This window comes from Bacillus sp. m3-13 (genome assembly GCF_000175075.1).
Taxonomy (GTDB): domain Bacteria; phylum Bacillota; class Bacilli; order Bacillales; family Bacillaceae_I; genus Sutcliffiella_A; species Sutcliffiella_A horikoshii_C.
Map to the genome: position 1 here is coordinate 23,980 of NZ_ACPC01000018.1, position 19,252 is coordinate 43,231.

Below are 19,252 nucleotides of genomic sequence, written 5' to 3' on the forward strand. Positions count from 1 at the left end.
GGATTTTGTTGCTGGATATTATTTTGGCATCTGTGATTTTTTTACTAACATTAATATTTGTTATCTGGCAGCCTAAAGGACTGTCCATTGGTTGGTCAGCTTGTGGGGGAGCTCTACTGGCATTACTCTTTGGAGTTGTTACCTTTACAGACGTAATAGATGTAACAGGCATCGTTTTGGAATGCGACGTTAACGTTTGTGGCCCTCATCATCATTTCCCTCATACTAGATGAAGTAGGCTTCTTTGAATGGTCGGCCTTGCACATGGCCCGATTTGCTAAAGGAAGCGGTGTGAGGATGTTCATCTATATCACCTTGCTAGGAGCGGTGGTAGCTGCATTCTTTGCTAATGACGGAGCGGCACTTATTTTAACACCGATTGTTCTGGCAATGGTGAGAAATTTACAGTTTAAAGAAAAAATGATATTGCCGTTTATTATGGCAAGTGGATTTATTGCAGATACTACCTCACTACCATTAGTGGTAAGTAACTTGGTAAATATCGTATCAGCTGATTTCTTTGAAATAGGATTTGTGGAATATGCATCTAGAATGATTGTTCCAAATTTCTTTGCACTTGGTGCTAGTATTGTTGTACTTTACTTATTCTTTAGAAAGAGCATTCCAGAAAATTATGATATGTCCGTATTGAAGGCACCTAGAGAAGCGATTAAAGATGTGAAACTTTTCAACTTATCATGGATTGTACTTGCGGCCCTTCTAATAGGATACTTCGCAAGTGAATTTGCCGGTATTCCTGTTTCGTTCATTGCAGCCACTGTTGCTATCATCTTTCTATTAATAAGCAGAAACAGCCCGGTCATTCATACGAAACAGATATTAAAAGGCGCTCCTTGGGCCATCGTATTCTTCTCAATTGGAATGTATGTAGTCGTATATGGACTAAGAAATGTAGGATTAACAAACCTGCTTACAGATGTCATCCAAATGGCAGCTGATGAAGGACTTTTCGTTGCAACGATGTCTATGGGATTCATTGCAGCCATCCTTTCATCTTTTATGAATAACATGCCGACTGTCATGATTGATGCACTTGCAATCAAAGACACAGCTACCACCGGAACTATCCGAGAAGCGTTAATCTATGCCAATGTTATCGGATCTGACCTTGGTCCAAAAATCACACCAATCGGTTCCTTGGCAACATTACTATGGCTACACGTTTTAAGCCTTAAAGGAGTAAAGATAAGTTGGGGATACTACTTCAAAGTAGGTATCATCCTAACTATCCCAACTCTATTCATCACGCTATTAGGCCTCTATTTCTGGCTTTTAATAATTGGTTAAAATACAATATAAAAGGAGTTTTTCATCATGACTAAAAAAACAATCTACTTCCTATGCACAGGTAACTCTTGCCGCAGCCAAATGGCAGAAGGCTGGGGGAAAAAATATTTAAGTGACGAGTGGGACGTATACTCAGCAGGTATTGAAGCACACGGCGTAAATCCAAACGCAGTAAAAGCTATGAACGAAGTGGACGTGGATATCACCAACCAAACTTCTGACATGATTGATCCTGAAATCTTGAAAAAAGCAGACCTAGTCGTAACACTTTGCGGTCATGCAGCAGATGTGTGCCCAGCAACACCCCCAAACAAAGAGAGAGTACACTGGGGCTTTGATGATCCTGCCAAAGCGGAAGGAACAGAAGAAGAGAAGTGGAAGTTCTTCCAACGAGTACGCGACGAAATCGGCGACCGCATCAAAACATTTGCTGAAACTGGAAAATAATAAAAATGGCCGAGTGAAATCTCGGCTATTTTTTCTATATCAGGAAGGGGAAATAAGAAATGGCTAAAATTGAAATTTTTGACCCGGCAATGTGCTGTACAACTGGCGTATGTGGGCCAAGTGTGGATCCGGAACTAACAAGAGTGGCAAGTGCTATATTTTCTTTGCAACAAAAAGGAATGGACATTTCCCGCTACAATTTAGGCTCAGAGCCAGAACCGTTTGTAACGAATCAAAAGGTGAATGAATTGCTAATGGAAAAAGGACCGGAATGTCTTCCAGTTATTCTAGTAGATGGCGAAGTAGCAAAAATGGCAGATTACCCTACAAATGAGGAATTTGCTGAATGGACCGGTGTAAAAGTAGAGGAACTGGTTCATGAAAAGCCAAAAAAGAAACTCAACATTACACTAAACTCAATCAACTAGGAGGGTGGCTTTATGCTCCCAACATTCCAACCGACAACAAATATACAAACACCATATCTATTTTTTACAGGTAAAGGTGGGGTTGGTAAAACTTCCACAGCATGTGCCACTTCCATTGCTCTTGCCGAAGAAGGCAAGAAGGTATTAATAGTCAGCACAGATCCAGCCTCCAATCTACAAGATGTGTTTGAAACAGAATTGACAAACGATATTTCAGAAGTACCAGGTGTAAAAGGACTTTTCGCCTGTAATCTTGATCCAGAGGAAGCGGCGAGAGATTATAGAGAAAGTGTGATTGGTCCTTATAAAGGAAAACTTCCTGATGCGGTTTTGGCTACCATGGAAGAACAATTATCAGGAGCATGTACGGTTGAGATTGCAGCCTTTGACCAATTCTCCACTTTACTAACACAAAAAGAGATCACTGGGCAATATGATGTGATTGTGTTTGATACAGCTCCAACCGGGCATACATTAAGGCTGCTATCCTTGCCATCAGCTTGGAACAATTTCCTGGAGGAGAGCACACATGGAGCATCCTGTTTAGGACCTCTTTCAGGACTAGGGGCAAAAAAGGAATTGTATGAACAGACAGTGAATGCATTGTCTGATCCTTCCCAAACTCAGTTACTTTTGGTAACACGTCCAGATGAATCGCCAATCATGGAAGCTGCGCGTGCCTCTAAGGAGTTGCGTGAAATTGGCCTTCATAATCAGCAACTTATTGTCAATGGGCTAATGGAGAAGCCGATCATTAACGACGAGGTATCCAGGGCTTTTTACGATAAGCAACAGAAAGCAATGGAAGTTGCCGTTAGAACATTTAACGATATTCCCATGACGTATCTTCCTTATATTTCGTATTCCTTAACGGGTATCAGCCCGTTAAAGGCTTGGTTTAACGGAGAAAGGTTACAAGTTGAGCAAACGAATCATGTAAACCCTGACATAATTACGGAACTTGCTGATTTTAATCAAGTGGTAAGTGATGTTATAAACCATAATCTTCGTGTAATTTTTACAATGGGGAAGGGTGGCGTTGGTAAAACAACACTAGCAGCCAAACTGGCAATGAAGCTGGCAGAAAAAGATGTGAAAGTCCATCTCACGACAACGGATCCTGCTGCGCATTTGGAGTATGCTTTAAAAGATAAAACAAGAAGAGACCATTTAATAATCAGTAAGGTGGACCCTAAGGCGGAAGTAGAATCATATAAAAAGCATGTTTTGGAACAATCGGGAGAGGGGCTGAGCGAGGAGCAGCTTGCATACCTTGAGGAAGATCTAAACTCACCTTGTACCGAAGAGATAGCAGTATTCCAGAAGTTTGCCAAGATAGTTGGTCAGGCCGATGAGGAAGTGGTCATCATCGATACTGCGCCTACAGGCCATACTCTGCTATTGCTTGACGCAGCCCAGTCCTATCAAAAGGAATTATTGCGTTCAACGGGTGAGGTGTCAAAAGAAGTACAAAATCTGCTTCCACGTCTTCGTAATGCCGATGAAACAGCAGTACTTATCGTTACCTTGCCGGAAGCAACCCCTGTACTGGAGGCGGAAAGATTACATGCTGACCTTGAGCGTGCTTCCATAACTCCGCGTTGGTGGATCATCAACCAAAGCTTTGCTAATACAGAAACAACAGACCGAGTTTTATCAGGCAGAGGGAAACATGAACTACCGTGGATACAAAGAGTAAAGTCCACGAAAGAAAAATGCGCCATTCTGCCATGGGAAAAAGAGAATCTGTTGTAAGGAGTGAATGAAAATGACTAACGAAAAAAAATATCAATCACTAATGGAAAATGTCTTTATTGGCGGTGCCGATCAAGTAAAAGATGCACATACAAATGAAGGCTTGGATGTTATTATAGACTTGCGGGCTGAAACGGATAACGTGGAAGACAACCTTCCTAGAATTCATATGCCAATCGTGGATGATGCAGCCAAACAGGATGAATCGGTGAAAGCAGCTATTGAATACGTAGTACAAGCTCAACAAGAAGGAAAGAAAGTGTATTTCCATTGCTCTGGAGGGCGTAACAGAACCGGAACGGTTGCCATGGGTACCCTTCTTCACTTGGGGAAAGCTAGTACGGTGGAAGAAGCAGAAAGACTAGCAACTTCCATCCGTCCTGCAATTAATGTGAAGCCCGAATTAAAAGAAGTGCTGCAAAACATGTACGAAAAAAACTAAGAATGAAACGAGCATTTAAGAAAAACTAATAAGAAGGCAGGTGACTGGCCGTGAAGGTTTCAAATGAAGCAAGAGACGTATTGAGTGATATCCTGCGCGAAAACGGGGCAAGCAACATTCGTGTCTACTTTGCAGGCTGGGGCTGAGGAAGCCCACAATTAGGATTGTCTCTGGATGAGGCAAAAGCAGATGATAAAGTGGAAACATTAAATACTATAAAGGTAGCAATCGATCCGAAAATCGAAAGCATGACAACCGATCTAGTCCTGGATGTTCAAGAAACTCCGCAAGGAAAAGGGCTTGTACTGTTAGGGTTGAAGGACAGCGATTGTTGTTAAACTTAGGAGAAGAGTAAGCGTGAAGACGCTTGCTCTTTTGTACTTTTAAAAGGTTTTAATCTTTTTCAGCATGGGTTTACGCACATTAGATACCAAAAAAGAACTGAATTTAATACAAAAGAAAGTATCCTCCTTTTGAGAATGGAGGATACTTTCTTTTATCTTTTTGACACGTCCATTAAAATTGGAAGAATCATTGGACGGCGCTTTGTTATCTTATAGATATAAGGTTCCACCTGATCAAGAATATCGGACCTGACGTCGCTCCATCTTCTATTACCAGATTCAAGTGATTGTGTCGTTGCTGTATGGGCAATATCTCGTAATTTACCCATTAACTGTTCGGATTCCCTTATAAAAACAAAGCCTCTCGAAATGACTTGAGGACCAGATATGATTTTCTTCTCCCGGAAATCAATTGCCACTACTACCAGTAAAATACCTGATTCAGAAAATATTTTTCTATCCCTTAAAACAATGGTCCCGATGTCTCCAATACCGTCTCCGTCCACATAAATAGCATTAGCGGGAACAGTACCTGTAATACTCGCTTCATTCTCATTTAGTTCTAAGATTGTACCGTTATCCATGATGAAGGATTTCTCAAGCGGTACGCCGCATTCCTCTGCCAAGCTCACATGCTTTTTCAGCATTTTATATTCTCCGTGAATCGGTACAAAGAAGTTAGGTTTCAATAAACTGATCATCAGCTTTAATTCTTCTTGTGCACCGTGACCGGATGTGTGAATCTTTTTTAGTTTGTGATGCAGCACACTTGCCCCAGCCCTACTAAGCTGATCAATGATTCGATTGATACTCAGTGTATTTCCTGGAATAGGCGAAGATGAAAAGATAACGGTATCCTTTTTCCGGACAGATAGTTGTGGGTGTTTATTGTAAGCAATTCTGGAAAGTGCGGCAAAGGGCTCGCCTTGACTTCCAGTACATATTACAAGTATCTGATCATCTGGATAATCGTTAACAGCGGAAGCCTCTATGAGTGACTCCTTTGGAATCTTTAAATAGCCAAGCTCCGTACCAATCCTTACTGCCCTCAGTAGACTTCTTCCAAGAACAACAATTTTTCTGTTATGTAATACAGCCGCTTCAATGGCTTGTTTAAAGCGATACATATTTGATGCAAATGTTGCAAAAATAATTCTTCCGTCAATTTGACTGAATAACTCGTGAATCGTCCTGCTTATCTCTTTTTCTGATAAAGAAAAGCCTGGTATTTCACTGTTCGTACTATCTGATAGAAGGCATAGGACGCCCTCTTTTCCTATATCTGCTATCTTTGACATGTTCGTTAAAGGACCAATAGGAGTCAAGTCGAATTTGAAATCCCCAGTATGAACAATATTGCCGTAAGGTGTTCTTACACAAATCCCATATGAATCTGGAATGCTGTGAGTGGTTCTGAAAAAGTCTACCGCTAAATATTCAAAGGAAACAAGTTTGTCCTCCTCAATTTCAACTAACCTAGCTTTTTTTAACAGTCCATGTTCTTTTAATCGTTCTTTGATGAGTTCTAGAGCAAGTCTTCCTGCATAGATAGGGGCATCTATTTCTTTCAGTAAGTAGGGGATGCCTCCAATATGGTCTTCATGACCGTGGGTAATGAATATTCCTTTAATTTTTTCTTTGTTTTGGATAAGATAGGAGTAATCCGGTATTACATAATCAATTCCAAAAAGTTCATCTGTGGGGAATTTAATACCAGCATCTACAATAATTATTTCATCCTGATATTTAATGACATACGTATTTTTGCCTATTTCCCCTAATCCGCCGAGAGCAAAAATAGAAATGTTGGTTTCATTAATTTTAATCATAATTAATTCTCTCCGTTCCGTGATATAAAATTAGTTTAACATAGGTGTAACAAAAATGATTAGTAAGCTATTCACACTTAACTAAAAATAGCTAACTAAATTTGAGTTTAAAGGTGAAAACTAACAACATACAAAATGAAATTAGGTGATTCTTTTATGAAAGCAGTACAAGTAACAGGATATGGGGATGTTGAAATGTTGGAAACAGTAGACATATCAATACCTGATCCAAAAGAAAATGAAGTACTAGTAAAGGTGAAAGCCTGTGCGATTAATAATACAGAAATCTGGATGAGAGAAGGGGCTTACGGCAAAGATTCTAAGTCCGGCTGGAGACCAGAAGGAGTACAATTTCCACGTATACCTGGTTCTGACATAACAGGAACCATAGTAAAAGTCGGAAATCAGGTCGAAGAATCTATGATGGGAAAAGATGTTGTTTTATTTCCCTTTACGTCCAGTGGAGAAGAAGGTACAGAACATATTTCAGCAGACATGTCCTTTATCGGTTCGGAATACGATGGTGGTTATGCGGAATATGTGGTATGGCCTGCTGACCTTTGTTATGACATGCCGCTTCCGAGTTATTCAGAAAGTGCGGTTTTTTCAGTAAGTGGATTAACTGCATGGCATATGGTAAATCAGATTCAAATTCAGCCTGGCGAAACGGTGATGGTAACAGGAGCTAATGGTGGAGTTGGGTCCTTAAATGTACAAATTGCCTCAAAAGTTTTCGGTGCAAAGGTCATTGCCATCGTAGGGGACCTAAATGGCGAGGAAAGAATAAAGGAATTAGGGGCAACTCATGTTTTATCCTACAAATCCGATAATCTTTCTGAAGAAATATTAAGAGTAAATCAAGGGCCGATAGATTCTGTATTAGATGTAGTAGGAGATGCTTTATTTTCTACATCCCTTCATGTGCTTAAAAACGGAGGGAAGTTCTGTATATCAGGCTCTGCTGGTGGGCAGAAGACAAACCTAGATTTTAGAACATTGTATCTTAAGCATATCACCATGTATGGGTCGGTCTTGGGGACGAGAGAAGAATTTAAAGATATGCTTCAGGCAATAGCGGAAGGCAAAATAAAGCCTGTCATAGATAAAACATTTCCGTTAGACAAAGCGAGAGAAGCCCAGACTTACTTTAAGGAGAAAGGTAAGTTAGGGAAAATACTTTTGTTGCCGGAAGAACAATAAATCCTTATATCAGCGCTAACTCCAGTGATTAGCGCTGATATAAGAAATATTTTTTATGAATAAATAGTTGCAAATTGCAAATAATTGATTATAATAAAGTAAGAGGTGAAAATAATGGAAGATGTTAGGACGATTCTCCAGGTTACGATGCGACGGTTCGGGATGTTGAATAAAAACTGCTGCTCGGTAAAAGATCATGATATTTCTCTGGTGCAAAGTCACATTCTTTACGAACTGGCGAGAACAGAAGGACCATCCATGCAGCAAGTAGCAGAGACAATCGGTATGGATATTACGACTTTCAGCAGGCAGATTCAAACATTGGTGAAAATGGAACTGGTGGAAAAAACGCAATCGACTGAAGACAAAAGAGTTTATCACTTATACCTCACTGCAAACGGAATAAAAGTAGAACAAGAAATCAACCAACAGATGCTTCATTACTTAACTAACGTTTTTTCTAATATAAGTGAAAAAGAAGGAGAAGAGCTTGTAAAGTCCTTAAAGGTATTGAATGCAGCGATGAGTAAAAGTGATATGTGCTGTAAACCGTTATATTGAGCAAGTTTCTATGCTTGCTTTTTTATAGAATAAATAGTTGCAAAATGCAAATAAAAAATAGGAGTGGTCTTTATGTGGAGAGAAATAATTTCAAGCTTTTTGTACATTGCTATCGAGTTAACCGTCTTGTTCGTTCTTATTACCTTTCTGGTTTCTATCATTCAGTCTGTTGTTCCGTTTCATAAAATGGAGAAGTGGCTGAACAAGGGAAATACGCTTCTAAGTGCGTTGTTCGCAGTATTATTCGCTTTTATAACCCCATTCTGTTCTTGCTCGACCATCCCCATGGTAGTCACTTTACTGAGAAAGAAGGTGCCATTTGGGATTGTGATGGTATTCCTTTTTGCATCACCTGTATTGGATCCGACCATCCTAACTATTATGACAGCTATGCTTGGCTGGAAGGTAGCTTTAATATACACCCTAACCACAACAGTTCTTTCTATTTTAATAGGCCTGTCTTTGGAAAAACTGGGGTTTGAAAAGCAATTAAAGAATGTCTTGTTGAAGAACTATCAACCTGAGAATAAAGGACTTAATCTTAAACAATCTGTGGCAGAAACACTGACGTTAATAAAGACTGTTTATCCATTCTTGTTAATCGGTGCAGCCATTGGGGCTATTATACATGGCGCAGTACCAACATCTTTCATTACACAATATTTAGGAGGAGACAACTGGTGGCTCGTACCGGTCGCTGCAATTATTGGGATTCCTTTGTACATCAGACTTTCTACCATGATTCCCATATCTCAAATGATGATTGCTAAAGGAATGGCTTTGGGGCCTGTAATGGCATTGCTCATTAGTTCAGCAGGAGCGAGTCTGCCTGAAGTCGCATTATTAAATAGCATTTTTAAGAAAAAACTTGTGGCGGCGTTTGTCATTTCTGTCATAAGTATGTCAACCATTTCAGGATTTTTGTTTTATCTTATTTAAACTGTGTTGAATGTATTGACTATTTTAGCTAGGGTGGCATATACTAATATTCAAATGAATGTTTGAATATAAAGGGGAGTCTATTATGTCCACCAAATCTAGTTCAGAGGTTTTGACCGAACAACAGTGTCAGGAAGAATGTGCAAATGAAACAAAAGTGAAAAACGTGAAGAAACAAATAGATGAAACGATGACAAATGATGTGGCAAAGATTTACCGAGCGTTGTCTGATCCCACGAGGTTGAAAATAGCCCAGGCGTTAAATTTAGCCAAGGAGCTCTGCGTGCATGACGTTGCAACAATTACTGATTCCACTGTCGCAACGGCTTCTCATCACCTTAGATTGTTAAGGGATCTCGGGTTGGCAAAGTTCAGAAAGGAAGGAAAGCTTGTTTATTACTCATTAGATGATGATCATGTCAGACAATTGATCGATATCGCCTTTACCCATCAAAAAGAGGTGAAGACACGTGAAAAATAAAGAGGAACAAACTTACCGTATCCAAGGATTAACTTGTGCAAACTGCGCACAAAAATTTGAGAATAATGTAAAAAAGATAGAGGGCGTAACGGATGCACGAGTTAACTTTGGTGCATCTAAGATTTCAGTAAGTGGAGCTGTAAGCGTAGGTGATATTGAAAAGGCAGGGGCATTTGACAAATTAAAGGTCTCTTCCGAACAAGAGGAACTACCGGAAGAGCCGTCGATTCCTTTTTACAAAAAACATGCAACCGTACTTCTCTCGTTCGTTTTTCTCGTTGCAGGCTGGATTGCTTTCTTTCAGCAAGGTGAAGAGCATATATCTACTATTATTCTTTTCGCTGCTTCCATTGTAATAGGCGGGTATAGACTGTTCTTCACTGGAATCAATAATCTAATTAGGCTTCAATTTGATATGAAGACCCTCATGACAATTGCCATCATCGGTGCTGCGATTATCGGTGAGTGGGGCGAGGGTGCCACTGTCGTCATTCTTTTTGCAATCAGCGAAGCTCTGGAATCTTATTCGATGGAAAAGGCCCGAGCTTCAATTAGGTCGCTAATGAATGTTTCTCCAAAACAGGCGACTATTTTAATAGAAGGAACTGAAAAACTGATATCTGTCAAAGATGTTAAAATCGGCGACCGGATGCTCGTAAAGCCTGGACAAAAAATTGCAATGGATGGCAACATTGTGAAAGGTGGAGCATCCATCAGTGAAGCTGCGATTACAGGGGAGAGTATTCCTGTATCCAAATGCGTGAATGATGAGGTTTTTGCAGGGACCTTTAATGAAGATGGACTGTTGGAAGTGGAAGTCACCAAACGGGTAGAGGATACAACCATTTCCAAAATCATTCATCTAGTTGAAGAGGCTCAAGCGGAAAGGGCACCTTCCCAAGCGTTTGTGGATAAGTTCGCAAAATATTATACTCCGCTAATTATTATAATAGCTTTTCTAGTAGCCACAGTCCCTCCATTATTTATGGGATTGGACTGGAACACTTGGATCTATCAAGGCCTAGCGGTTCTCGTGGTAGGGTGCCCATGTGCACTTGTTATTTCCACTCCGATAGCCATTGTAACAGCAATAGGAAATGCTGCTCGAAATGGAGTTCTGATCAAGGGTGGGGTTTTCCTTGAGGAGGTGGGTCGAATCAAAGCGATAGCCTTTGATAAGACTGGGACCTTAACTCGAGGAGCGCCAGAAGTAACAGATGTTCATGCCTTTTACTTAACAGAAGAAGAGCTGCTAAAAATCATTGCGACACTTGAAGGTGGTTCCACTCATCCGTTAGCTTCAGCCATTCTTCAGAAAGCGGAAGAGGTTGGGGTAGCTGATACGGGTTATACCATGGAGCATTTTGAATCTATTGCGGGTAAAGGGATAAAGGGGTCCATTAATGGTATTCTTTATCAAGCAGGAAGTCCGAATTGGTTCTTGGGTCAAAAGCATCCGGAAATAGAGGGGCTGGCCGAAAGCATCCATCAATTACAGAATGCAGGAAAAACAGTAATTGTAGTCGGGACTTCTGAAAAGATTTTTGGTGTCCTTGGAATCCGTGATGAGATAAGAGATTCTAGTGCTTCCAGTGTGAAGAATTTGAGGGAGATAGGCATTTCTAACTTATATATGCTGACAGGAGATAACGATAGAACAGCAGAAGCAATTGGACACGAAGTAGAGATAGACCATGTTAAATCCAGTCTGCTGCCGGAAGATAAGCTTCGTTATATTAAAGAACTACGTGAAAAACACGGTAGCATGATGATGGTGGGGGACGGTATTAATGATGCACCTGCCCTTGCAGCTTCCTCGGTAGGAGTTGCGATGGGAGGAGCGGGAACAGATACCGCACTTGAAACAGCTGATGTAGCATTGATGGGAGATGACTTGCGAAAGCTTCCATTCACCATCAGACTGAGCCGAAAAGCACTAACTATCATTAAGCAGAATATTGGATTCTCATTGGGGCTGAAAGTTTTGGCGCTATTGCTCGTGATTCCGGGCTGGCTCACCTTATGGATTGCGATCTTCGCTGATATGGGGGCAACACTGCTTGTGACGTTAAATAGTTTGAGGCTTTTGAAGGTGAAAGACGAGATGAAGAAATAGTAAATAGCAGCAGCTTTCCCCTCCGACTTCGAAACGTCTGGCGGGGAGGGCTGCTGCTTTTTTCTAGAAGAATTTTGCTATTTTAGTTTACATTTAGTGGGAATCGCCCGTTTTTTTAAATTATCGCCCGAAAAGGTTCAGTTTTCGCCCGTATTTTTGTAAAATCGCCCGTATAATTTTATTTTCGCCCGTAAATCTCAAAAATCGCCCGTAAACTCAGATTATCGCCCGATTTGATTTTAGGCGCTATTCCAGGGAGTAGTTTGCTCGGTTCATGAGGCGCTCCTCTAGCTGTTGAAAGCAACACAAAAAGCACCGTCCAAAGTGGACCGGTGCTTTTACAACAAAATTTATTTTATCAATACGTCTGCTGCTTCTTCATAACTCATGCCTTTTTTCATGGTGAACGTTCCAGAACGCACCTTGGTTGCAATGTTTTTGTCTTCTAGGTATGCGTCAAACTTCTTGTCATCCTCGATGATACCTTCGCGTGCTAATAACGCGGTGATCTCGTAGGTTGCCATTCCATCTGGTATTACGATTTCAAAAGGTTCATTCGTTTCTTCTTGTTCTTCTGCAACTTCCGTGTCTTCTTTTGCCTCTTCTTCGTTGTTCTTACTCTCTTCTTTCACTTCTTCTTCTTCTTTTTGTTCTGTTTTCTTTTCTTCTACCGGTTCTACGTCAGGCAATAACTCGTCATACTCTTCCTTTGATAACAGATGAAGGTCATTTTCTGATGCATATGCCTGAACACTTTCTTCATTTAATGAAGTTGCTCCGGCGCTTACAACAGAATAGGCAACTCCCATTACTCCTGTAGCGAAAAGGATGCCAATTGCGAATGCTCTCAGATTAGTTCTCATTGGCTACATTCCCTTTTAGGTTGGCAGATTGAAGGATCTGTTCCACTTTGTCCATAGAAGTGGAAGTGAATTGAGAGATTTGAGAAGGTGTGTATCCTTTTTGATAAAGAGAAATAGCGACATCTTCTTCACTTACATTTTGGTGGCTTGCTTGTTTTTTCAACTTAACCTTATGTATAGGAGTAGTTCCACCCAATAGTTCTTCTTCTAATACTTTCATTTTTCTTTCCAACTTATATTTGTCCTGAACAACATCAAAGGATAATTGTTCCATTTCCTTTTCTAAGTCAGCAAACTTGTCATCCACAAAGAAGGAAACTACAATCACTGCGACTGCAATAATGATCAAACTTATACTTGCGATTAACATTTTTTCACCTCGATAAAAGTTTCTCTCTTTTTTATATCATAGGAGTAGAGATGGAAAAATAGTCTTTCGACAAATTCCTCAGAAACATATGACGGTTTTGTGAACGTTTTTTGTCAACGGACATAAAAATTTACGCTTTATCACAAAAGACGACAAAAACCGGCTGTTGTGGAAAAGAAAATTCACATGATAAGATGAAAGAAAAGATAGATTCGTGGGGGAAGAGGTTTGACCATGAGCATCATAGAGCCAGAAAAGGAATTTATTAGGTTGATGGTTTGCGAAGACGGAAACATGAAAGCGGAATGGTTCGTACATCAATGGAGGAAAGATTTCGTTAAGGTCTATCAGTCAATAGGAGAGGATGGGCTGAACATCAGACTGATAGGATGGAAAGGAACCTCACAGGTCAGTAGAAATGACGCCTTCTTTTTGGATATAATAACAGAAATATATCGTGGCAGCATATCACTTCCAGAAATCAGCCAATACAATTTCATTCAAGCGGAGATTGGTGTAGGGAATGCAGACAGATTTTTCCCTTTTTTTTCAAGCAACACGCTGAAAGTAGAGGGTAGGATAATTGCACCTGCTGAAACGGCATACCAGATATGGACACCCATAAACATGATTGCCAAAGGGAAATGGCAACAGTTGGCTGCAGGCTATACTTTTTATGAAAAACCCTCTTCTGCACTCCAAAATACACGTCAGTTTAGATCTGGAACATTTCAGGAAACTGTTACTTCTGATGTATTCTATTCTGTTGATTCATCACATAATCTTTTGTTACATGAAGAAATAAAAAATAACTATCATATTATCATGTTGTCTTGGGAGTGCCCTCCTGCTGTTTTAGGAGGGCTCGGACAACACGTTTGGCAACTTTCTAAACAATTGGCACAAGCAGGGCATCTCGTGTCGCTTGTGACTCCTCATTGCCTTGGAGCACCTGAAACTGAAACGGTGGAAGGGATAACCATCTACAGGGCAAAAGAAGTGGAATGCACATATGATGACTTTCACCTTTTTGTCGCCCAAACGAATATGAACTTGGTAGATCAAGTGAGGAATCTTAAAAGTGACAAGATGTTTACCACCATCCACGCCCATGATTGGCTTGTTGGGTTTGCCGCAAGGGCGTTGAAAGGGTTTATGACACTTCCATTAGTATCAACCATTCATGCGCTTGAACAGGGCAGGAGCAATCTGGAATACCCTATTCAGCTTCAAACTGCTAGATGGGAAGAATCCTTGATTCATAATTCTGATGCGTTGATAGTTTGTAGCACTTTTATGAAAAAAGAAGTGGAAAGGAAGATTCACGGTAAAAAAGAAGTTCGTGTCATCCCAAATGGGGTTCAGCTTTCAAATGAGGAAAGTGAAAGCGTATCGGACTTTTTGAATCGGAAATCATACACCAATCTTGCATTATTTTTAGGTAGAATGGTACCTGAGAAAGGGATCACCACTTTAATAGAAGCTGCAAAGAAAATACATGAAAACCATCCGGAATGTCTGTTTATCCTAGCTGGTAAAGGCCCTTATTTGTCTGACTATCAAGCATTAGTCAGTCAGGCAGGGCTGGAGAAAACTATATTATTTGTCGGATATTTAAATGAACGTGAAAAAGCAACGTTATTAAAACGATGCGACATGCTTCTTGTTCCAAGTATTTATGAACCGTTCGGAATAGTCGCCATTGAAGGTATGGCAGCTGGTAAACCAGTATTAGCGGCCAGAACTGGAGGACTTTCTTCTATTATTAGAGACGGAGAATCCGGGCTGTTGTTTGAGCCAGGGAATGCCGTTGATCTAAGTGAAAAGGTATCAGCTATAATAGAGAACCCATCCTTATCTGCTAGCCTAGGTGAAAAGGCGTTAAATGAAGTGAAGCAAAAATATAACTGGGAAGATGTAAGAGAGCAGACAGAGGCGGTTTATGAGACAACAGTTACTACTTCTTCCGTCCAGTAGGAGGGATAAAGCTTATGAAAGCAGTCATATTGGCTGGGGGGAAAGGTACCCGGCTGTTGCCATTAACAAAAAAACTCCCAAAACCATTAGTGCCACTGCTAAATAAACCTGTTATGGAATACAGTATTGAACTTTTGAAAGAACATGGAATTACAGAAATCATCATCACCCTTCAATATTTAAGCGATAAAATTAGAAGCTATTTTGGAGATGGTTCCCAATGGGGCGTGCAAATAACTTATTTGCAGGAATCACTTCCGCTTGGGACTGCCGGAAGCGTAAAAAATGCGGAACACCTGCTTGATGAACCGTTTCTCGTTATAAGCGGGGATGCATTGACTGACTTCGATTTGATGGCGGGTGTGCGCTATCATATGCAAAAGCACTCCTTGTTCACTATTTTTACAAAGGAAGTCAAAAAGCCGAATAAGTTCGGAATTGTAGAAACGGATGAACAGGGCCATATCAGGAGATTCGTGGAAAAACCACAGAAAGAAGAGGAATTCAGTAAGGTTGTAAACACTGGAATTTATGTGGTAGATCCGTTTGTATTATGTATGATGGAAAAAGGAAAAGCGTATGATTTTAGCAAGGACATTTTTCCAAGGCTAATCAAAAACGGCATGAGCCTATTTGGCTACCACGCAAATGGATATTGGAAAGATATTGGCAGCCATGAAGATTACCGGCAGGCCCAATACGACATGCTGGATAAAAAAGTACGTGTCCATATAGCTGCTGAAGAGGTATTGCCTAATTTATGGGTTGGCTCTAATGTTAAAATGGAAGACAATGTGACCATCAACCGGCCGGCATATATCGGTAATGATTCTTATTTGGGAGATCATGTGGTTATTGGCAAGTACACCATCATCGGCAAGAGTTCCAAAATAACAAAAGACTGTGAGTTAAGCAGGAGCATTGTCTGGGATGATGTCACCATTGAGCACACCACTCCGTCATCTATAAGAAATGTAACCATTGCACCAAGGTATCAAATTAGCGAGGGATATAAAGCAGGTACATCTGTGAAGGTCAAAAATAAAAAGAATATTAGCCCTGTGGAAGCTGGATAATGGGCAAAAAAAAATAAGCAGACAGGAAAATCCTGCTGCTTATTTCGTTTCACGGTGTACAGTTACTTTTTTCAATCTTGGGCTGTATTTTTTAAGCTCAAGACGATCTGGGTTGTTACGTTTATTTTTAGTAGTGATATAGTTACGATCACCAGTTTCAGTACAAGCTAAAGTTACGTTTACGCGCATCGTTATCCCTCCAAACATATAGTGCATTCAATTCAGACCTTACTATAATATCATTATTTTTTTTATAATGCCAGTTTTTTTTCGTGATGGGAAAAATAAAGTTCAAAGGGGTATTTATGGCTCCTTGCTTCCTTTCGTTTTGGGGGTTTGCTTACCGCGGGGCGTGTGCTTGAGCCTGTTGGGTGTATTTTGGTATGGTAGTAGTAAGCGTGTTTTAGGAGGCAAGATAATGAAAGAGAAAAGTGTGTTAAGGGATGAGATGAAAAAAAAACTTAGGGGGCATGGACCGTTCAAGCCATGCTGCAAAAAGCAAAGACATTCACGATAAGCTATTTGCTTCAAAAGAATGGCAACATGCACAAGCGATTGGTGTGACGATTTCTCGTTTTCCAGAAGTGGATACAGAAGCCATCATCATGCGCGCATGGGAAGAAGAGAAGAGAGTGGCGGTGCCGAAATGTTATCCAAGCACGAAAAGCATGGAGTTTTATTTCCTAGAAAACCTCAACCAGCTAGAGTCCGTCTACTTCGGTTTAAAAGAACCTATCGTCAAAGAAGTGGAATTATGCCCCAAAGCCAAGCTGGAACTAGTGCTGGTTCCTGGTCTTATTTTTGATGAGAAAGGATATAGAATCGGCTTCGGCGGTGGTTATTATGATCGTTTCTTGGTGGGTTACACGGGCTCCAAAATATCATTGGCATTTTCACAACAGTTCGTTAAATATGTCCCGACCGATCATTATGATATCCCAGTACATAAAATTGTGACAAATGAGGTCGTGTATGACTGCACTATTAGAAAATGAGATTCTATTATTAATCGGGATTATTGTGTTGGCTTTGGGAGGATATAAATTAAAGGCCTTGGCTGCTTCTGGAGCCATTGGCACCTTCCTTGTTGGAATTTTTATTGCTTTAGGTTTTAAAGGGTATGGTCTCTTGTTGATTGGACTGTTCTTTGTAACATCTAGTTTATGGAGTAAATACAACCGTAAGCATAAAGAAAACATGACAGATATGCATGAAAAAGGCTCGCAACGGGATATCGTGCAAGTCTTTGCTAATGGTGGTGTGCCTGCACTAGTGGGAATTTTGGCGTACATATTTCCTGCTGACTATTGGATATACGGCTTTGTCGTTGCCATTGCTGTCGCGAACTCCGATACTTGGGCATCGGAAATAGGGTCACTAAGTAAGAAACGACCGTTCTCCATCATAAAGATGGAAACAGTGGAAGCAGGGACTTCCGGGGCAATTTCTGTATTAGGAACCCTAGCAGCATTAGCTGGCGCTGCGTTAATTAGTGTTGCTTCCTTCTTTTTATGGAGTGAAATCCATTTCACACATGCCCTTTTCCTTGCAGCAATGGGAGTGGTTGGTTGCTTTATCGATACGTTTCTTGGGGCAACGGTTCAGTCTGCTTACCGTTGTAAAGTATGCGGAAAACACATTGAAAAGAAAGAACACTGTCAAGTACCCACACAATTAGTTAAAGGGAATGCGTGGGTGAACAATGATGTGGTCAACATCGCATCTATATTCATCGCAAGTGTCATCACAATCTTGTTTCTAATGTAACAAAATAGTTATATTTTGCTCAGTGTTTCACAATCTTTTTTGGTATAATGAAGTTGTAACGGAACCTAGGTGAAAAGAGGAGATACCATGAGAAACGGAATTAGTCGTGTTGCTTTAATAGGAACAGGGTTTGTCGGGTCTAGTTATGCATTTGCCTTATTGAATCAAGGTGTGACAGAAGAACTTGTATTGATCGATCTGAACAAGGAAAAATCAGAGGGCGATGCAATGGACTTAAATCATGGAATAGCATTTGCGCCAACACCAACAAAGATCTGGTATGGTGATTACAAAGATTGCCAGGATGCAGATATTGTGGTGATTTGTGCAGGTGCCAATCAAAAACCAGGAGAAACTAGATTAGATCTTGTTGAAAAGAATACAAAAATATTTAAGAGCATAGTAGATGAAGTAATGGGGAATGGATTTGACGGTATTTTTCTTGTCGCAACAAACCCGGTGGATATCTTAACTTACGCCACTTGGAAATTCTCAGGGCTGCCTAAAGAGAGGGTAATCGGATCTGGAACCATTCTTGATACGGCTAGATTTCGCTATGTACTCGGAGATTATTTTCAAGTGGATGCACGGAATGTGCATGCGTATATCATTGGGGAACACGGAGATACGGAACTGCCTGTTTGGAGTAAAGCCGATATTGGCGGAAAACCAATCTTAGAGCTGATGGCAAAACAGGAAAAGTACAGAGAGGAAGATCTAAACGATCTTTTCGTCAGTGTAAGAGATGCAGCCTACCAAATTATTGAAAGAAAAGGTGCAACCTATTATGGAATTGCCATGGGGCTTGTCAGGCTGACCAAAGCAATCCTTCAGAATGAAAATTCCATTTTGACCGTTTCTGCCTATTTGGATGGAGAGTATGATAGTAAGGATATTTACATTGGAGTTCCGGCTATCGTCAACCGACACGGAATTAGAGACATACTTGAACTTGATTTAAGTGAAAAAGAGACAGAGCAGTTTCAACACTCTGTTAAAGTATTATCAGAGATTAAAGAAAAAGTATTCTAAAACATGCCTTTTTGTGGGCATGTTTTTTTTATTTTTAAGCAAGATATAGATAGGAGGGATGATGATGGGATTCTTACTTAGAATTTTTCTGATTGGCGTCGGTACATATGCCATTTATCAAAGTCGTTATAAAATCCTAAATTACATTTTGGGAATCGCTAGCATTCGGAGATTTGTTGTAGCGTTTGGAATGGATATTCCTTTTGTACGCGACCGTTTTTTACAAACTGTATTTCGTGGATAAACTGCCAGTGGATGCTGGCGGTTTTTCTTTTGGTGATAAAATTACATAAAATTAACATTAGATTAATATTTTT

Annotated in this window: 20 protein-coding genes and 1 pseudogene; 17 read left to right on the top strand and 4 right to left on the bottom strand. The window is 40.3% G+C overall.

Annotated elements, in window-relative coordinates; all coding sequences use genetic code 11:
* The first annotated feature begins 8 nt into the window (after positions 1-8).
* From M313_RS23210 to M313_RS25820, 6 genes and pseudogenes are all read left to right on the top strand, one after another.
* A pseudogene (locus tag M313_RS23210) lies at positions 9-1,308 on the top strand (arsenic transporter).
* A gap of 27 nt (positions 1,309-1,335) precedes the next feature.
* A complete protein-coding gene (gene arsC / locus M313_RS0109370; RefSeq protein WP_010194562.1) occupies positions 1,336-1,755 on the top strand; it encodes an arsenate reductase (thioredoxin) in 420 nt (139 codons plus the stop codon).
* Positions 1,756-1,814: 59 nt separating this feature from the next.
* Entirely contained in the window at positions 1,815-2,183 is a 369-nt protein-coding gene (gene arsD / locus M313_RS0109375; protein ID WP_010194563.1) for an arsenite efflux transporter metallochaperone ArsD, read from the top strand.
* Positions 2,184-2,195: 12 nt separating this feature from the next.
* A complete protein-coding gene (arsA, locus tag M313_RS0109380; protein WP_010194564.1) occupies positions 2,196-3,938 on the top strand; it encodes an arsenical pump-driving ATPase in 1,743 nt (580 codons plus the stop codon).
* Positions 3,939-3,951: 13 nt separating this feature from the next.
* Complete coding sequence (locus M313_RS0109385) at positions 3,952-4,380, top strand: protein-tyrosine phosphatase family protein (protein ID WP_010194567.1); 429 nt, start codon at positions 3,952-3,954, stop codon at positions 4,378-4,380.
* A gap of 164 nt (positions 4,381-4,544) precedes the next feature.
* The gene (locus M313_RS25820) at positions 4,545-4,718 is read left to right on the top strand and encodes a hypothetical protein (protein WP_010194577.1); all 174 of its coding nucleotides are present in this window, start codon (positions 4,545-4,547) and stop codon (positions 4,716-4,718) included.
* Between the two features lie 158 nt (positions 4,719-4,876).
* On the opposite strand, the gene rnjA is transcribed toward M313_RS25820, so the two are convergent.
* Entirely contained in the window at positions 4,877-6,553 is a 1,677-nt protein-coding gene (gene rnjA / locus M313_RS0109400; RefSeq protein WP_010194579.1) for a ribonuclease J1, read from the bottom strand.
* Between the two features lie 156 nt (positions 6,554-6,709).
* Between rnjA and M313_RS0109405 the strand changes: the two genes are divergently transcribed.
* The 5 genes from M313_RS0109405 (at position 6,710) to M313_RS0109425 (ending at position 11,850) form a co-directional block, all read left to right on the top strand.
* Entirely contained in the window at positions 6,710-7,753 is a 1,044-nt protein-coding gene (locus tag M313_RS0109405) for a zinc-binding dehydrogenase (protein ID WP_010194581.1), read from the top strand.
* Positions 7,754-7,867: 114 nt separating this feature from the next.
* Positions 7,868-8,314 carry a MarR family winged helix-turn-helix transcriptional regulator gene (locus M313_RS0109410; RefSeq protein WP_010194582.1) on the top strand — a complete coding sequence of 149 codons (447 nt, stop codon included), beginning with the start codon at positions 7,868-7,870 and terminating at the stop codon, positions 8,312-8,314.
* Between the two features lie 72 nt (positions 8,315-8,386).
* On the top strand, positions 8,387-9,253 hold the full coding sequence (locus M313_RS0109415; RefSeq protein WP_010194583.1) for a permease: 867 nt from the start codon (positions 8,387-8,389) through the stop codon (positions 9,251-9,253).
* An 85-nt stretch (positions 9,254-9,338) separates the two neighbouring features.
* Positions 9,339-9,734, top strand: coding sequence for an ArsR/SmtB family transcription factor (locus M313_RS0109420; protein ID WP_010194584.1), 396 nt, complete (start codon positions 9,339-9,341; stop codon positions 9,732-9,734).
* Positions 9,724-11,850, top strand: coding sequence for a heavy metal translocating P-type ATPase (locus M313_RS0109425; RefSeq protein ID WP_010194585.1), 2,127 nt, complete (start codon positions 9,724-9,726; stop codon positions 11,848-11,850). The genes M313_RS0109420 and M313_RS0109425 overlap by 11 nt, the downstream gene beginning before the upstream one ends.
* 350 nt (positions 11,851-12,200) lie before the next feature.
* Here M313_RS0109425 and M313_RS0109430 read toward each other — a convergent pair whose 3' ends face one another.
* Both M313_RS0109430 and M313_RS25585 read right to left on the bottom strand, forming a co-directional pair.
* Positions 12,201-12,713 (bottom strand): MltG/YceG/YrrL family protein, encoded by a 513-nt coding sequence (locus M313_RS0109430; protein ID WP_010194586.1) that lies wholly within the window; start codon positions 12,711-12,713, stop codon positions 12,201-12,203.
* A complete protein-coding gene (locus M313_RS25585) occupies positions 12,703-13,083 on the bottom strand; it encodes a hypothetical protein (protein ID WP_010194587.1) in 381 nt (126 codons plus the stop codon). Before M313_RS25585 ends, M313_RS0109430 begins: the two co-directional genes overlap by 11 nt.
* Before the next feature lie 234 nt (positions 13,084-13,317).
* Here M313_RS25585 and M313_RS0109440 point away from each other — a divergent pair, with 234 nt between their 5' ends.
* Both M313_RS0109440 and M313_RS23220 read left to right on the top strand, forming a co-directional pair.
* Positions 13,318-15,060: a glycosyltransferase family 4 protein gene (locus tag M313_RS0109440; RefSeq protein WP_010194588.1), complete on the top strand. Its 1,743-nt coding sequence runs from the start codon at positions 13,318-13,320 to the stop codon at positions 15,058-15,060.
* Between the two features lie 14 nt (positions 15,061-15,074).
* Entirely contained in the window at positions 15,075-16,136 is a 1,062-nt protein-coding gene (locus M313_RS23220; RefSeq protein ID WP_010194589.1) for a nucleotidyltransferase family protein, read from the top strand.
* 39 nt (positions 16,137-16,175) lie between these two features.
* On the opposite strand, the gene rpmG is transcribed toward M313_RS23220, so the two are convergent.
* Positions 16,176-16,325, bottom strand: a complete 150-nt coding sequence (gene rpmG, locus M313_RS0109450; protein ID WP_010194590.1) for a 50S ribosomal protein L33 — start codon at positions 16,323-16,325, stop codon at positions 16,176-16,178.
* A gap of 281 nt (positions 16,326-16,606) precedes the next feature.
* On the opposite strand from rpmG, the gene M313_RS0109455 reads away from it, so the two are divergent.
* The 4 genes from M313_RS0109455 (at position 16,607) to yqgO (ending at position 19,179) form a co-directional block, all read left to right on the top strand.
* Positions 16,607-17,131, top strand: coding sequence for a 5-formyltetrahydrofolate cyclo-ligase (locus M313_RS0109455; protein WP_010194591.1), 525 nt, complete (start codon positions 16,607-16,609; stop codon positions 17,129-17,131).
* The gene (locus M313_RS0109460) at positions 17,109-17,903 is read left to right on the top strand and encodes a DUF92 domain-containing protein (RefSeq protein WP_010194592.1); all 795 of its coding nucleotides are present in this window, start codon (positions 17,109-17,111) and stop codon (positions 17,901-17,903) included. Before M313_RS0109455 ends, M313_RS0109460 begins: the two co-directional genes overlap by 23 nt.
* 87 nt (positions 17,904-17,990) lie before the next feature.
* Complete coding sequence (locus M313_RS0109465; RefSeq protein WP_010194594.1) at positions 17,991-18,935, top strand: L-lactate dehydrogenase; 945 nt, start codon at positions 17,991-17,993, stop codon at positions 18,933-18,935.
* Between the two features lie 64 nt (positions 18,936-18,999).
* Complete coding sequence (yqgO, locus tag M313_RS0109470; RefSeq protein ID WP_010194595.1) at positions 19,000-19,179, top strand: protein YqgO; 180 nt, start codon at positions 19,000-19,002, stop codon at positions 19,177-19,179.
* Positions 19,180-19,252 lie beyond the last annotated feature (73 nt).

Bases quoted from the DNA above. Each gene is read 5' to 3' on its own strand.
- arsC (WP_010194562.1), top strand. From the start codon at position 1,336: ATGACTAAAAAAACAATCTACTTCCTATGCACAGGTAACTCTTGCCGC.
- arsD (WP_010194563.1), top strand. From the start codon at position 1,815: ATGGCTAAAATTGAAATTTTTGACCCGGCAATGTGCTGTACAACTGGC.
- arsA (WP_010194564.1), top strand. From the start codon at position 2,196: ATGCTCCCAACATTCCAACCGACAACAAATATACAAACACCATATCTA.
- M313_RS0109385 (WP_010194567.1), top strand. From the start codon at position 3,952: ATGACTAACGAAAAAAAATATCAATCACTAATGGAAAATGTCTTTATT.
- rnjA (WP_010194579.1), bottom strand. From the start codon at position 6,553: ATGATTAAAATTAATGAAACCAACATTTCTATTTTTGCTCTCGGCGGA.
- M313_RS0109405 (WP_010194581.1), top strand. From the start codon at position 6,710: ATGAAAGCAGTACAAGTAACAGGATATGGGGATGTTGAAATGTTGGAA.
- M313_RS0109410 (WP_010194582.1), top strand. From the start codon at position 7,868: ATGGAAGATGTTAGGACGATTCTCCAGGTTACGATGCGACGGTTCGGG.
- M313_RS0109415 (WP_010194583.1), top strand. From the start codon at position 8,387: ATGTGGAGAGAAATAATTTCAAGCTTTTTGTACATTGCTATCGAGTTA.
- M313_RS0109420 (WP_010194584.1), top strand. From the start codon at position 9,339: ATGTCCACCAAATCTAGTTCAGAGGTTTTGACCGAACAACAGTGTCAG.
- M313_RS0109430 (WP_010194586.1), bottom strand. From the start codon at position 12,713: ATGAGAACTAATCTGAGAGCATTCGCAATTGGCATCCTTTTCGCTACA.
- M313_RS25585 (WP_010194587.1), bottom strand. From the start codon at position 13,083: ATGTTAATCGCAAGTATAAGTTTGATCATTATTGCAGTCGCAGTGATT.
- M313_RS0109440 (WP_010194588.1), top strand. From the start codon at position 13,318: ATGAGCATCATAGAGCCAGAAAAGGAATTTATTAGGTTGATGGTTTGC.
- M313_RS23220 (WP_010194589.1), top strand. From the start codon at position 15,075: ATGAAAGCAGTCATATTGGCTGGGGGGAAAGGTACCCGGCTGTTGCCA.
- rpmG (WP_010194590.1), bottom strand. From the start codon at position 16,325: ATGCGCGTAAACGTAACTTTAGCTTGTACTGAAACTGGTGATCGTAAC.
- M313_RS0109455 (WP_010194591.1), top strand. From the start codon at position 16,607: ATGGACCGTTCAAGCCATGCTGCAAAAAGCAAAGACATTCACGATAAG.
- M313_RS0109460 (WP_010194592.1), top strand. From the start codon at position 17,109: ATGACTGCACTATTAGAAAATGAGATTCTATTATTAATCGGGATTATT.
- M313_RS0109465 (WP_010194594.1), top strand. From the start codon at position 17,991: ATGAGAAACGGAATTAGTCGTGTTGCTTTAATAGGAACAGGGTTTGTC.
- yqgO (WP_010194595.1), top strand. From the start codon at position 19,000: ATGGGATTCTTACTTAGAATTTTTCTGATTGGCGTCGGTACATATGCC.